General features: G+C 46.9%; 16 protein-coding genes. 9 read left to right on the forward strand and 7 right to left on the reverse strand.

All coding sequences use genetic code 11. The features are described from left to right. Positions 1 to 8: 8 nt before the first annotated feature. The 7 genes from GC130_RS14060 to GC130_RS14090 all read right to left on the reverse strand — a co-directional run bounded on the left by GC130_RS14060 (position 9) and on the right by GC130_RS14090 (position 7,160). A complete protein-coding gene (locus GC130_RS14060; RefSeq protein WP_193217862.1) occupies positions 9 to 242 on the reverse strand; it encodes a DUF3368 domain-containing protein in 234 nt (77 codons plus the stop codon). A 252-nt stretch (positions 243 to 494) separates the two neighbouring features. Further along, positions 495 to 737: a UPF0175 family protein gene (locus GC130_RS14065; RefSeq protein WP_151998963.1), complete on the reverse strand. Its 243-nt coding sequence runs from the start codon at positions 735 to 737 to the stop codon at positions 495 to 497. A 97-nt stretch (positions 738 to 834) separates the two neighbouring features. Further along, positions 835 to 1,308 (reverse strand): hypothetical protein, encoded by a 474-nt coding sequence (locus GC130_RS14070; protein ID WP_151998964.1) that lies wholly within the window; start codon positions 1,306 to 1,308, stop codon positions 835 to 837. 49 nt (positions 1,309 to 1,357) lie between these two features. Beyond that, positions 1,358 to 2,179 carry a DUF4349 domain-containing protein gene (locus GC130_RS14075; RefSeq protein WP_151998965.1) on the reverse strand — a complete coding sequence of 274 codons (822 nt, stop codon included), beginning with the start codon at positions 2,177 to 2,179 and terminating at the stop codon, positions 1,358 to 1,360. Between the two features lie 55 nt (positions 2,180 to 2,234). Beyond that, entirely contained in the window at positions 2,235 to 2,729 is a 495-nt protein-coding gene (locus tag GC130_RS14080; RefSeq protein WP_151998966.1) for a hypothetical protein, read from the reverse strand. Between the two features lie 120 nt (positions 2,730 to 2,849). Continuing rightward, a complete protein-coding gene (locus tag GC130_RS14085; RefSeq protein WP_151998967.1) occupies positions 2,850 to 3,467 on the reverse strand; it encodes a Uma2 family endonuclease in 618 nt (205 codons plus the stop codon). A 753-nt stretch (positions 3,468 to 4,220) separates the two neighbouring features. Beyond that, positions 4,221 to 7,160, reverse strand: coding sequence for a sialidase family protein (locus GC130_RS14090; protein WP_151998968.1), 2,940 nt, complete (start codon positions 7,158 to 7,160; stop codon positions 4,221 to 4,223). A 181-nt stretch (positions 7,161 to 7,341) separates the two neighbouring features. Here GC130_RS14090 and GC130_RS14095 point away from each other — a divergent pair, with 181 nt between their 5' ends. From GC130_RS14095 to GC130_RS14135, 9 genes are all read left to right on the forward strand, one after another. Further along, complete coding sequence (locus tag GC130_RS14095; protein ID WP_151998969.1) at positions 7,342 to 7,581, forward strand: DUF1059 domain-containing protein; 240 nt, start codon at positions 7,342 to 7,344, stop codon at positions 7,579 to 7,581. Between the two features lie 87 nt (positions 7,582 to 7,668). Continuing rightward, positions 7,669 to 8,025 carry a VOC family protein gene (locus GC130_RS14100; protein WP_151998970.1) on the forward strand — a complete coding sequence of 119 codons (357 nt, stop codon included), beginning with the start codon at positions 7,669 to 7,671 and terminating at the stop codon, positions 8,023 to 8,025. A gap of 482 nt (positions 8,026 to 8,507) precedes the next feature. After that, on the forward strand, positions 8,508 to 9,410 hold the full coding sequence (locus tag GC130_RS14105; RefSeq protein ID WP_151998971.1) for a hypothetical protein: 903 nt from the start codon (positions 8,508 to 8,510) through the stop codon (positions 9,408 to 9,410). Between the two features lie 354 nt (positions 9,411 to 9,764). Next, on the forward strand, positions 9,765 to 10,130 hold the full coding sequence (locus GC130_RS14110) for a DUF2200 domain-containing protein (RefSeq protein WP_151998972.1): 366 nt from the start codon (positions 9,765 to 9,767) through the stop codon (positions 10,128 to 10,130). A gap of 114 nt (positions 10,131 to 10,244) precedes the next feature. Beyond that, positions 10,245 to 10,565, forward strand: a complete 321-nt coding sequence (locus GC130_RS14115; RefSeq protein WP_151998973.1) for a metalloregulator ArsR/SmtB family transcription factor — start codon at positions 10,245 to 10,247, stop codon at positions 10,563 to 10,565. Positions 10,566 to 10,575: 10 nt separating this feature from the next. Next, positions 10,576 to 11,037 (forward strand): SRPBCC domain-containing protein, encoded by a 462-nt coding sequence (locus GC130_RS14120; protein ID WP_151998974.1) that lies wholly within the window; start codon positions 10,576 to 10,578, stop codon positions 11,035 to 11,037. Between the two features lie 46 nt (positions 11,038 to 11,083). Further along, positions 11,084 to 11,521: a DoxX family protein gene (locus tag GC130_RS14125; RefSeq protein ID WP_151998975.1), complete on the forward strand. Its 438-nt coding sequence runs from the start codon at positions 11,084 to 11,086 to the stop codon at positions 11,519 to 11,521. Between the two features lie 24 nt (positions 11,522 to 11,545). After that, positions 11,546 to 12,124, forward strand: coding sequence for a YdeI family protein (locus tag GC130_RS14130; RefSeq protein WP_151999042.1), 579 nt, complete (start codon positions 11,546 to 11,548; stop codon positions 12,122 to 12,124). 4 nt (positions 12,125 to 12,128) lie between these two features. After that, positions 12,129 to 12,689: a DUF4256 domain-containing protein gene (locus GC130_RS14135; protein WP_151998976.1), complete on the forward strand. Its 561-nt coding sequence runs from the start codon at positions 12,129 to 12,131 to the stop codon at positions 12,687 to 12,689. The last annotated feature ends 123 nt before the right edge of the window (positions 12,690 to 12,812 follow it).

Raw genomic sequence — 12,812 nt, forward strand, 5'->3', positions numbered from 1 at the left:
GTATTCGTTTACTCTCCAACTGCGTCAAGCGCTGCCTGGATAAGTTTTTGGTGCAATCTAAATTCAATTTTTGAGGTGAGGATCTCTATTTCTGGCTTCAAGAGGGGTATTAGGCCGACAGTTTTTGCCTGAACAAGGATACCCAAAAGTCCAATTATATTGAGACCTTCTTTTTTTGCGATATCTCTTCCCTTTTTTTCATCAACCAGTAGGTAATCGGCCTTTTCTTCAAGGGCGAGCACGATGGATTCGGCCTCACCGAGGTCGAGTTCCAGCTTAAGCGATTGAAGTTTCTTGTAGTCTTTTATTCCCTTTACATTGATCCAGGAGGTGTTTATGTCTTCTATAGGGTAGTTGTATTTTCTGAGCGTGGATAGTTCTGAGTAAACTGTAGGAGTGAGAAGAACGTTGTGAAAAAGGTTTTGGAGAAGGTGTAGTTTGTAATAGCCAGCAGGCCAGTAATAACCGAACTATCACTTACTACTACCAAGTTTTTAGGAGTTGAAAGATTTGATAGTTTTCAAATCGTCAGAAAGATCATTCAAATCATAGTTGAGATACTCGTTTCTGTAAGCGAGTTCTCTTTGAAAAGCGATTTTATCTAATGAAACAAGCTCACAAGCCTGACCAATTGAGAGCTTGCCGTGTTTGTACAGCGCAATAGCCAATTCCAGCTGTAGTTCCTCGCTGCTTAGGCCTGTATTGTCTAAGATAGCATTGTCGATTACCAGAGTCATTTAGTAAAGATAGGAATTTATCGTTTCAGATGTAAAAACGATGAAGTAACAGCAAAGAGTTTCTGTTTTTCCGGAAAATTAGTTATAATGAAAGAAGTCATTCAATCACCACCAACTTCATTTTCCCCTTGATTTTAAAGACCCTTCTGAAGATGACATGACTTAAAACACCGGCAGCAATAAGGGAGCCGCCCAGGATGATGGTGCTTCTGTCGGTTTCATAATTGTTGAGTAAATCGAGCCCCAGATAGGCAGCGCCGGCAATAGAGCAGAGCCTCGACAGCTTGAACCGCAGGGCAAACCAGATAATGGTTTTGTCGTCCATATACAGGTGGGTGATGTCCTTTGGGTCAACTTCATAACCATCGAAGAGTATCAGGCCGTCTTTAAAGCCTTTGATCTGGTCAGTCACCTTGAAATCGTTGTCTTTGATGCGAAAGGCGATCACTTCTCCTGCGTAATACTTCGCTTCCCTTATCCTGCTTTTATGAAACAACAGAAATGGCTGCTGGGCAAGGCATTCTGACGCAATGAAAAACATAAAAAGCAGGGCAAGCAGGTGTTTGACCATGAGCAAAGACAAGATAAAAGAAGGGGAGCAAAAGCTCCCCCGTGTAGATTTAAATATTTCTGCGCCTTCTTCTTATCCGCAGTATGATTACGATTGTGAGGATAATCAGCACAAAAGGCCATAGCTCCACCGTCCACACCATAAAGCTCAGGAACTTGGTCCAACCGGCGCCCCAGCCTCCGCCAATTTTGTCCCAGAAGCCGAAGCCCTCTACGTCTGTTTGGTAAAAGTTGATCCAGAGTGTAGCAAACTTCACCCGACTTTGCAGGTAGTTCATCCGGCCCTGCATCGATTCAATTTCTGAACGCACCTGCCCCAGCTGTGCTTCAATGGCCACCATGTCCGTCACAGTTTTGGCCTGCTTCAGCAGATCGAGGTAGCGGGCTTCCAGCTCCTTCTTTGTTTTAAGCCTTGTTTCAACATCCATGTACTCCTCCGTCACATCGATGGAATTCACATTTTTACTTTCGAGCTTGCCAGCGTACGACGAAATGGACCCCATAAAAGCATCAAACTTTTCGTCGGGTATCCGAACGGCCACACTCTGCTCCACTGTGCCCTCATTTTTGTACATGTTCTCATTAAAGACGTACCCGCCATAGGAGGCAACGATTGAGTCGAGGAAAACACGGGTCTTTCCGGTGCTCTCAGTTTTGAAGCGCATATGGCCTTCTCTGATGAGTTTTCGTTCGATAGTGTTGGGAGTGTCTCCTGTATATCCCTGCTGGGCTTCTTCGGTAGCAGCCATTTTACGGTCAGCGGCAGGAGCCATTTCGCTGCTGAAGTTCATCGACTCTCCACCGCCGTTGTTGCCGCATTGCGTGAATAAAAGCACCAGCGCCAGGCCGGTCAGTTTGATTGTGTTGTTCATCTTTATTTTGTGTTTGAGCAATCTCTGGCATTTTTCATGCCATGAGCCGTTCCTTTTATTTTTTTATTTCCTCTGGCGACACTTCTCTCTGCACAGTGTATCCCCAGAAACCGATGTTGCCAGTGCCTTCTTCCTGGCCTGTGTTGTCGAACCACCAATCCATGTCATTTTCTACGTCTTGAGGGCCGCCGTCGAGAATTTCAATAGTGGAGCCAGCGAAGCCGCTAAATTCCGTTACTTTCCACGACCACGTGACATTTCGGAGCAAGTCTTTGTTCAGGTAGGTTTCGGTGCCATCGGTTGCCGCCACTTTAGCCACAACCAGCCTGTCCAGCGCTTCGTTGTTTCTATCAGCTACGATCGCCCTTGCCTTTGCAATGTCTTCAGCGCTGGAAAGTGGCAGGATGTAGGAGTCGCCCTTTTCTGCGCCAAATTCAGTGACGAGAAAGAAGACGGTGGTTTCATTTTTGGGAATGTCGTCGTCGGTTACTCCGCAGCCTGCAAGTGCTAGTCCGCTCAAAAGTAAGATGAAAAAGTGCCTGATACTCATAATGAATTTAATGTTTGAGCGATAGGACACAGGGAAGCTGGAAGGGGTTGGGGCGGCGAGCGAAAATAGGCAGCGCTTTACCTCATGGAATTACATCCAGGCAACACCACAACTATTGATCTATTCGAAAATATCGCCCACTGTAAGGTTGATTGCGGAAAGCATGCCGCATTGAACGTGATCGCTGCCGGAAAGTCTGGCGGCAGACAGGTAATGGCCTTCTGCGTTGAGAAGAAAAATCTCCACGATGTTGTCGTTAGGGAAAACCAACCAATACTCGTTAACCTTGTGTTCGCCGTAAAGCTCAAATTTGTCCTTGAGGTCTCTTGAGGCAGTAGAGGGAGAAAGGATTTCAATAATTAGGTCTGGGGCACCCACGCATCCCTTCTCATCGAGTTTGTTGGCGTCACATACGATGCAAATATCGGGCTGTACCACAGTGAATATCTTTTTGTCATCATCTCCCGGTTGGTTGGGTAGGCGGACGTCGAAAGGCGCATGGAATAGCTTGCAAGGTTTGCCTTTCAGGCTGGCTCCAATTTCCAAAATGAGGTTGGTGCTGATCAGCTGGTGCCTGGTTTGAGGAGCAGGCGACATCTTGAAGATCTTTCCTTTGATGATTTCGACCCTTTCCTCAAAGGCCCAACGGAGGTAGTCGGCATAGGAATAGGAGACTTCGGGATCCAGGAGGGTGAAGTCTTCGATGCGCTCTTCGGGGAATTGATACTCTTTGGGCATGGTTAAAAATATGGAAAAAATATGAGTTTTTCTGTTTGCAGAAAGGGGTGACAGAGTAATCTGCTTGTTAGGATGGTACTCCAAAACTGACAGATTGCTTCAGTCGCTTGGTGTTAATTGCCATAGATTTGGCATTATTCGGCTCCATCGCAATGACGGTCAGGTGGTGGTGGCTTCGAATTTGAAAGCGCTAAGCCCAACTCTACCGTCATTGCGAAGCTGCCTCACTGCATGTCTATTATGTGTGAAATCTCTGGGGTAGCTGCGGCAATCTGTTGACTACGGAGCCGTATCCTAATTGACAGATTGCCACGTTACGCTACTATTTCACAAACAATCAGCATTGGGGATCTTTCTACCAATGACGTGTTAATGAGTCTTTTAAAGAATGTGAATTTCGACGGAGCTCAATCTGACACATTCTTTTGACATTTCGAATCACGTCATCTCAATTGGTGCCGTTTGCCAAAAATGTTAGGTCTCTCAATGACAGTTGTTTTAGGTACGAGCCAAAAACCCGCACCCTGCCGATTCCATCCTGGCCATTTTTCCCCCACCCTCCCAGATGGGCACTACTCTACTTCAGGCTAGTGCTGAAAACAGCGACACAACACATCTGGAAATATTTCAAAAGGAAATAGAGCTGTCAGACTGAGCTTGTCGAAGTCTTAGTTATTAGCAGCGATGAAGCATTTCGACAGGCTCAATGTGACATTCATAATAAAAACACCTTTTGAAATATCTCCAGATGTCCTACCCCTTCCTCTCCGGTCGTTTTCTTGGCTCGTCCACTTTTAGCTTGGTGGTGGAAGTTTCTCCGCCCTGGCTAATCGTGACGGTGTAAGTGCCTGGCACGAGGTAGGTTTTGCCATTGTCGGCCTTTTTCACCGCTTTGGCTTTTTCCTCGCCCAGCTCCGCTTTGAGTGCATCAACATGAGCGTCAGTCACCGTCAGGTCATACCCATAGTAGTTAAGCCCTTTGTCGGCTTTTATTGTAGTCTCATATACTTTGGTGCCTTTGTCGGAAGTGAGGGTGAGTGCCACATCACCGCCTGCTTTAGCGTAGAATGGCAATGTTTGGCTGGGCTCATTCACGGGTCTCCATTGGCTGTAGCCTGGCATGCCCCAGCGTTCGCTGTGGGTTACCTTGTCGGTGTCGAACAAGTGCAATGCCTTGGCCAGCACCTCGCCAGTCAGCATTTGCAGGTGGGCTACATTGCCAATATAGATCGAGCGGCCGTGCGTGCCTACGATCAGCTCTTTTTCCCTCGGGTGAATGGCCAGGTCGTGCACGGCTACGTTGGGCAGGCCACCATCGAAAGCCATGAAGCTGTTGCCTTTGTCAACCGATACATACAAGCCGTGGTCGGTGCCCACGTACAGCACATTTTCGTTTTCAGGATCTTCTCTGATGATGTTTACAGACTCTTTGGGAAGGTTGGAGCCAATCTTCTTCCAGGTAGCACCATAGTCTTCCGACACATAAACCAGGGCATCAAAATTATCCCATCGGTAGCCGTTGAGCGAGGCATACACCCGGCTTTCTTTGTGTTTGGAAGACTCCACATTGCTCACCCAATAGTTCTGTGGCAGGCCGCTCACAATCTTTGTCCAGCTGTAGCCGCCATCTTTGCTCACGTGAATCAGCCCGTCGTCGCTGCCGGTGTAGAGCAGGCCGAAGCGGGTAGGGGACTCAGCAATTACCGTCAGGGTACCATAGCTCACGTTGCCTTTTTTGCCACCGGCTGTCAGGTCGCCTGATAATGTTTCGAAGTTGTCGCCTTTGTCCATGCTTCGGTGGAAGCGGTTGGAGCCCATGTAGAGCACGTCCTGGTTATGGCGGCTGAGGAAGATGGGCGTTTCCCAGTTCCAGCGGTAGGGCCGCTCGCCCAGCTCATGTGAAGGCGTGATGCGCTTTCTGTCGCCAGTTTGTGAATTGCCCCGCACGTAGTTGCCAAACTGCAGACCGGTGTAGTAGGTCAGGTTGTCTCTGAAGTCGACCTGTACCTGCATGCCGTCGCCGCCGAAAATGGATTTGTAGGGATACTGGCCTTCTGCCTGCCACCCGTTGCTGTATTCGTAGTTGCTTGGCCCCATCCACACGCCGTTGTCCTGCAGGCCGCCGTACACATTGTAGGGGCTGGCCATATCGTAGGTCACGGAATAAAACTGACCCAGCGGAATGGGGTTGCACTTGTTCCAGGTTTTGCCATCGTCGTAGGAAATGTTGATGCCGCCGTCGTTGCCGAGGATGAGGTGACCAGTGCGATTGGGGTTTACCCACAGGGCGTGGTGGTCGCTGTGTACATTGTCGTTGTCGATGGACTCCCAGGTTTTGCCGCCATCGAGCGAGCGAACGATGGGCACGCCCATGGTGTAAATATGGTCGGGGTCCCGGGCGTCGATGCGCACCTGCCCAAAGTAGTAACCGTAGCTGTACACCAGGTCTTCGATGTAACCTGCGTGTGTTTTGAACCATGTTTTCCCACCGTCGTTAGAGCGGTACATTTCCCCGCCTTTCACTTCGGTGTCGAACAGGAGCGAGTTGGCGTCTTCGGTGTATTCCACCAGGTCGAGCGGCTTTACTTTGCCAGCTTCCACGTCTTTTTTAATATCGGGGGCATTGTATTTCTGAGGAAATCGGTTGGCATCCAGGTAGGCATTGATGTCCTTGTTGTTGAGTGCCAGAAAGTCAGCTTTCGAAATCGACCTCAGCAGGTCTTTGGTCACCTTTTCTTCTTCGTCTTTCTTTTCTTTTTTATCCCGGAAGTCCTGGTTGTCGAGCATGGCGTACACGATCGACGGATTGGACACCGACACCTCCAGGCCTATGCGCCCCACACCTTTCGTAGTAGGGAAGCCGCTGGCTTCGGTATTGATTTTCGTCCAGTTGCTGCCACCGTCGGTGCTTTTGTAGAGACCGGAGCCTTCACCAGCGCCGTCGAAGTTCCATGCCTTGCGGTCTTTTTGCCAAAGGGCTGCGTAAAGGATGTCGGCGTTGGAGGGGTCTTTTGCCAGCTCAATAGCGCCCGACTTGTCGTTGCTGAAGAGGGTTTTTGTGTAGGTTTTTCCGCCGTCGGTGGTTTTGTAAACGCCTCTCTCGGCATTGTCGGAATAAAGGTGACCAAGGGCTGCCACCCAGAAGGTGTTGGGGTTAGTGGGGTGCAGGACGATCCTGCCAATGTGATGGCTTTCTTCGAGGCCCAGGTGGATCCAGGTTTTGCCATTGTCGGTGCTTTTGAATATGCCATAACCAGAATAAGAAGAACGGCTGGAGTTGTTTTCGCCTGAGCCAACATAAATAGTTCCGGTGCCCCAGTCGACAGCTATGTCGCCTATCGACATTACAATCTCATTTTGGAACATAGGGGTGAAGCTGATGCCGTTGTTTTTTGTTTCCCATAAGCCACCCGAGGCATAGGCCACATAAAAGTGGGTAGGGTCGGAGGGGTCTACTTCTATGTCATCCACCCGGCCGCTCATTACTGTGGGCCCCACGTTGCGGAAGGGAATGTTTTTCACCAGAGAATTTTGCTGAAGAGCCAGCCTTTGCTGGTAGCCCTGCCAGCGCTCTGCGGCGAGTGTTGCTTTGGGTACTATTTCGGCGGGAGCAGCCTTTTTTCGCTGCGCCAATGCTGGCAAGGCCAGGAAAAGGGTCAACGATAAAGTGATTAGTAATTGTCTGTTGTTCATTTGAATCCTCTTTTTTTGTACTATTTAACTAAAAGTAGGCAAAGGTGAAATGTGAATAGTGGTAAGTGGGGTGATGTTGGTCGTGGATTAATCGGCAAATTGACTACCTTTAAGTAGGTGTCGACTGTAGAAATGCTGAATAAGGCTGTTTATCCCAAACATTTACACAAACTACCCTACTATGAAAACGATGACCTGCCGACAGTTGGGAGGGGCCTGCGACAAAGCCTTCCATGCTGCCACGTTCGACGAAATAGCCCAGCTAAGCAAAGCCCACGGAACTGAAATGTTTCAAAAAGGGGATGCGGCCCATCTCGAAGCGATGCAGGCCATGGGCGAGCTAATGAAATCGCCGGAGAAAATGAAAGCCTGGTTTGAGGCAAAGAAAAAGGAATTTAAAGCGCTTCCTGATCATTTGTAAAACTGCGTGGCGGCTTGTGCGCCTCGTTTCTTGATTCCAATCAAGTGCTCATATGCATGGAAGTGTATAAATTGCCTAAAAAAAGATATGCTCACTTCCGTTGTTCCCAAGCTTCCTTTTATCAACAAGCAGGAAACTGTCAATTTTTATGTGAATCAGCTGGGTTTTACTCTGCGGTCCGATTATGGCGACTACCTGATCATGGACAAAGACGGGGTGGAGTTGCATTTCTTTTCATTCCCCACTATTGTTCCGGCCAAGTCCGACTTTATGATTTATGTGCGTGTGGACAGCGACATTGAAAGTCTTTTTGAAAAGTGCAGGCAGGGCAGTTCGGCGGTAAAAATCATCAGCCGTTTGGAGTCGAAACCCTGGGGGCAAAAGGAGTTTGCCATCGCCGACCCCAACGGTACTTGTCTCACGTTTGGGGAGGCGTACAGTTAAAGTGCGAAATGCAGCCATTTCGGCTTCTTTTTCGAATATTATTGTTGGAAGGTGTTTGTGTCCCGTTCTTTCACCTTTTGCCTCTTTATTCTTTGCAATACAGCCCATCTTCGTATGCTACGTCGCAAACTCCTCTTCAGAAAAGTCCAGTTTTTGCAGAGCTTGGGTTGCTAAGGGTGTAAGACCTATACGTGAACTGGCCGTTATTCGAAGATAAAATGGTAATAGAGTCTTGTCCCATTTTAGAGCTATTTGCGGCGAATATGCTGATTGATAAATATGCCTATGTAGCGTCCAAAAAAATCACCGTTAAATAGTGCGCTAACACAAGATATTATGGGGCCTCACCTGCAAGGAAATCGCAGTAGGGATTGCAGTCCCCGCACACATTATGTATTTTTATTCATTGGCGTGGCTATTTGCGGAGGGCAGAGGTATCTCTTACCTATCCCAAGAGTTGCTGCTGGGCGTTAACTTGGAAAATGAAAACACTAAACATCAAAAACACAATATTAGGAACTGTTCTGTTTTTCCTCACGTCGTTTGCATTTGCACACCCAACAGGAAATATGATTACTATTGGTGAGAATGTGCTATGGTCATATATAAACCCAATAAATGACCTAAACCATTATGCCTGTGTAATGATTTGGACAAAAGGTTCTCAACCAAAAGTGTTTATTCAATCCGAGTATGCAGCAAGTGATTTTATGCTTTACAATAACCAAAATGAAATCTACATTATAGAAAGGAGGTTTTTGCAAGCATCCGATGAATTTCATATAAGGGTTTTAAAATCAACAATTGGTTCGCAGCCAAAGGTTATTTGGGATTGGTTCAAAGACGATTACAGGATTGGAGAAGGTGGATTTTTTATGCTTTCTGACAATCAAATGGTTTTCGGGAAATACCCTGAAATATATAGCTCGAAAAAAGGAGAGCAGCCCACAAAGTATTTTGAATTTGACCTTCCAATAAAAAGAATCCGGGCTGTTGAGGACAGCCAAATCCTTCTTTTGGATGATGAGGGTTGCTATTTGGTGCAACAAAATGGAAGCATCCTTGAACAATGGAATGAATTAACTGATCCTAGTGTGCAAAATTCGCCATTGAACCGAAATCAATTATTTGACGCAGATTATTCTAATGGAGAATTACTGCTTTCTTATTGGGGCAGAAGATCTTTTGATTTAATTGATGCAAAAGGAAACCGTCAAATTATTCTTCAACAAACTGAACCATTGACACCTCACTGGGTGGCATTCTGGAACAAAGAAAAACTATTGTTTTCATCGCAATTGATTTTTGATGGAAGCACCCCTAAACCTCACTTAACCCTACTGAATGAACAAAACGATCAGAGAGTAATATGGAGCATACAGTAAAAAGACATATTTATTCTGTGGTCTCTGTTTCGCTGTTAACGTTTCAATGTGGCGTAGCTCAAATAAAAAGCAAAACACACTCTGACTCAATCGACACGGTATTGTTTAAGGTAACGTCTTCCAATAACAATCACGTTTAATAACTATTTGGAACCCACTACGCTATTGGAAAAGTAGTTTTGACCCTGGCCAAAAAGTAATAAACTGTTTGGGCTTGCAGATCAGGACATGGCGGTGGCTTCTAAATGCTTTCGAACCTAGTTCTCGCCACTTTGTGTATTTTTGATTACCCAAACTTATTAACAGGAGCGTGCCAGCTGGCAGCATCGAAATTAGCTAGAACATAGAACGAATATGAAGGACACAAGTCACCACGATGAGCGTATTGCAAAAATGATCTTTGCTTCCGTGTATCCGCATTATGTAACGAAAGTTGAAAAGAAGGGTAGAACCAAAGCTGAATTGCACGAGGTCATTCAATGGCTAACCGGCTACAATGAAAAGAAGCTTCACGAGCTCATTGAAAACAAGGCCACATTCGAACAATTTTTTGAGGGTGCCTCGCTCCATCCCAATGCTCACCTGATCACCGGCGTCATCTGCGGCTATCGGGTGGAAGAGATCGAAAATCGATTGACACAACAAACCCGATACCTGGATAAGCTGGTCGACGAGCTGGCAAAAGGCCGCAAGATGGAGAAGATTTTGCGGGTAGTGTAAGCTTGCCTGCGAGCCCCCGAAATGCCCTGACCCTGTCGGAAAGTGCTGATTATTCCATAAAATTATTGCGTAGCTAAATAACTACACATATATTTGTAGTCAAATAGCTACATAATGAATTTAAGACGTGACGTTTTCCAGGCCATAGCCGACCCCACAAGGAGGGCCATTCTTCTTCTGGTGGCTTCCCAGTCGATGACAGCAGGGGCCATTGCCTCCAACTTCGACACTGCCAGGCCCACGGTGTCAAAGCACCTGCAGATTCTCACTGAATGCGAATTGCTTGAACAAGAGCAGAACGGAAGGGAGATTTCCTATCACCTCAATGCGAAAAAAATGAAAGAGGTAGCCGATTTCATTGAACCATTTCGCAAAATGTGGGACGACAGATTCAATAAATTGGAAGCTGTGATGAAGCAGCACAAAACCCGGTAAAGAGGATTTTATGGAACGAAAAACAAAGATTCAGGCCGAAGATGGTAAGCAGGAATTGCTCATCACGAGAGAGTTTGATTTGCCATTGGAGCTACTCTTTAAAGCGTATGTAGAGTCAGGCATTGTGGAACAATGGATGGGCACGAAAGTGCTGAAGCTTGAAAGCAAAAAGCACGGTAGCTGGCAATTTGAAACCACCGACCCAAAAGGGAATAAGCATGGCTTCAATGGGACAATACATGAATTTGTTCCCAATGAAAAGATAACGAGGACTTTTGAAATGGACAATGCGCCTTTTGGGGTTCAGCTGGAGTTTCTTGAATTTGAAAAGCTGGATGCAGATACCAGCAAACTCACCATGCACGTGGTTTACAGGTCGGTGGCCATCCGGGACCAGATATTGCAGTTGCCTTTTGCGCAAGGCATTAATATGGCTCACAACCGCATCCAGGAAATATTAAGCCAGAACTAATCCCTAAATGACATTAAAACTTACACCCGAACAAAAAAAACTAACCATGACAAAGACACAAAAAATTATTTACTGGATTGCCACTGGCTGGCTGGCTCTGGGCATGACTTCAACTGGCATAGTGCAGATCATTAAGATGCAGGAAGAAGTAGAGAAAATGGCTCAACTGGGCTACCCTGGCTACATCCTCACTATACTTGGCCCTCTGAAGCTCCTGGGAGTGGTGGCAGTACTTGTTCCCAAATTCCCGCTACTAAAGGAATGGGCCTACGCTGGCTTTTTCTTCAACATGGTGGGTGCCATCTTTTCTCACATAGCGGCCGGCAGCGATCCTGTGGAGCTCTTTGGCCCTTCACTATTACTGGTGCTTACGGCGGTGTCCTGGTATTTCAGGCCGCCTTCCAGGAAACTTGCAACGGCTGTCCGAGTAGCCGGTGATACGAAAGTTATCCATGCTTCGAATTGTGTTTTTTACTCTGCCTGACCTAAATTTAACGTTATGAGCCATATGAGTCCCAGTATCGATGCTTTTTTCAGCAAAACTTCCCGCTGGCTGGAGGCCTTCTATCAATTGAGGAGGATTATTCTTGACACTGAACTGGAGGAGGAGTTGAAATGGGGAAAGCCTTGCTACACGTTGCGGGGAAACAATGTGGCGTTGATCCATGGTTTTAAGAAATACTGCGCCGTGCTTTTCCATAAAGGAGTGCTGCTGGAGGACGAGCATGGCTTGCTCATTCAGCAAACTGACAATGTGCAGGCGGCACGTCAGCTAAGATTCACCAGTGCTGAGCAAGTAGTAGAGATGGAGCCGATGATCAAAGACTACATTCTCGACGCCATTCGAATAGAAAAATCTGGTGCTCAGGTTGAGCTTAAAAAAACGTCGGAGTTCAATATGTCCGATGAGTTTCGCCAGACACTGGATGAAACCCCGACATTGAAAGCCGCTTTTGAGGCACTGACGCCTGGGCGGCAAAGAGGATACCTGCTGTATTTTTCTCAGCCAAAGCAATCCAAAACCCGGGAGGCAAGAATCGAAAAGTATATGCAACATATTTTGGATGGAAAAGGACTAAATGATTAGCGAGATGTCAAAAAAGGAATTGTCACCCGTGCAAAGCGAAGAGTTGATTAACACCTTGAAGGCCCGCTTTGAGATGAATATAAATCGCCATAAAGGGCTGGAATGGGCTAAAGTAAAGGCAAGGTTGGAAGCCAACCCGGGCAAGTTATGGGTGCTCGACGACATGGAAACAACAGGTGGTGAGCCCGATGTTGTTGGCTTTGATGACAACACAAAAGAGTACATTTTTTATGACTGCTCCGCTGAAAGCCCTAAAGGCCGGAGAAGCCTTTGTTTCGACCATGAGGCGCTGGAGTCGAGGAAAGAACATAAGCCAGCGGACAGTGCCACCAATATGGCTGCCAACATGGGTATAAAAATGCTGACAGAAGCAGAGTACCGTATGCTGCAAACCCTTGGCGAGTTCGACTTGAAAACTTCAAGCTGGGTGCAAACACCTCCTGATGTCAGAAAGCTTGGCGGCGCCCTGTTTTGCGACCGCCGCTTCAACCATGTTTTCCTGTACCACAACGGTGCTGAGTCTTACTATGGCGCCAGAGGATTCCGTGGCTCTTTGAGGGTTTAGATAGGCAGGATCACTGCTGTTGCCAGGTTCTTTGTCTCCCAGTCTGTTCCTTCGAGTTAATTATTCTTGCGCCTCAAACAAAAGCTGACTCTGAGTCTTTTTTTTGGTAATATCGCAAAAAAA

It is taken from the genome of Imperialibacter sp. EC-SDR9 (assembly GCF_902498805.1).
Classification (GTDB): Bacteria; Bacteroidota; Bacteroidia; order Cytophagales; family Cyclobacteriaceae; genus Imperialibacter.

Excerpts from the sequence above, each read along its gene's own strand:
- GC130_RS14065 (WP_151998963.1), bottom strand. The coding sequence starts at position 737 with ATGACTCTGGTAATCGACAATGCTATCTTAGACAATACAGGCCTAAGC.
- GC130_RS14100 (WP_151998970.1), top strand. The coding sequence starts at position 7,669 with ATGCTCACTTCCGTTGTTCCCAAGCTTCCTTTTATCAACAAGCAGGAA.
- GC130_RS14085 (WP_151998967.1), bottom strand. The coding sequence starts at position 3,467 with ATGCCCAAAGAGTATCAATTCCCCGAAGAGCGCATCGAAGACTTCACC.
- GC130_RS14080 (WP_151998966.1), bottom strand. The coding sequence starts at position 2,729 with ATGAGTATCAGGCACTTTTTCATCTTACTTTTGAGCGGACTAGCACTT.
- GC130_RS14090 (WP_151998968.1), bottom strand. The coding sequence starts at position 7,160 with ATGAACAACAGACAATTACTAATCACTTTATCGTTGACCCTTTTCCTG.
- GC130_RS14115 (WP_151998973.1), top strand. The coding sequence starts at position 10,245 with ATGAATTTAAGACGTGACGTTTTCCAGGCCATAGCCGACCCCACAAGG.
- GC130_RS14125 (WP_151998975.1), top strand. The coding sequence starts at position 11,084 with ATGACAAAGACACAAAAAATTATTTACTGGATTGCCACTGGCTGGCTG.
- GC130_RS14130 (WP_151999042.1), top strand. The coding sequence starts at position 11,546 with ATGAGTCCCAGTATCGATGCTTTTTTCAGCAAAACTTCCCGCTGGCTG.
- GC130_RS14110 (WP_151998972.1), top strand. The coding sequence starts at position 9,765 with ATGAAGGACACAAGTCACCACGATGAGCGTATTGCAAAAATGATCTTT.
- GC130_RS14070 (WP_151998964.1), bottom strand. The coding sequence starts at position 1,308 with ATGGTCAAACACCTGCTTGCCCTGCTTTTTATGTTTTTCATTGCGTCA.
- GC130_RS14095 (WP_151998969.1), top strand. The coding sequence starts at position 7,342 with ATGAAAACGATGACCTGCCGACAGTTGGGAGGGGCCTGCGACAAAGCC.
- GC130_RS14135 (WP_151998976.1), top strand. The coding sequence starts at position 12,129 with ATGTCAAAAAAGGAATTGTCACCCGTGCAAAGCGAAGAGTTGATTAAC.
- GC130_RS14075 (WP_151998965.1), bottom strand. The coding sequence starts at position 2,179 with ATGAACAACACAATCAAACTGACCGGCCTGGCGCTGGTGCTTTTATTC.
- GC130_RS14105 (WP_151998971.1), top strand. The coding sequence starts at position 8,508 with ATGAAAACACTAAACATCAAAAACACAATATTAGGAACTGTTCTGTTT.
- GC130_RS14120 (WP_151998974.1), top strand. The coding sequence starts at position 10,576 with ATGGAACGAAAAACAAAGATTCAGGCCGAAGATGGTAAGCAGGAATTG.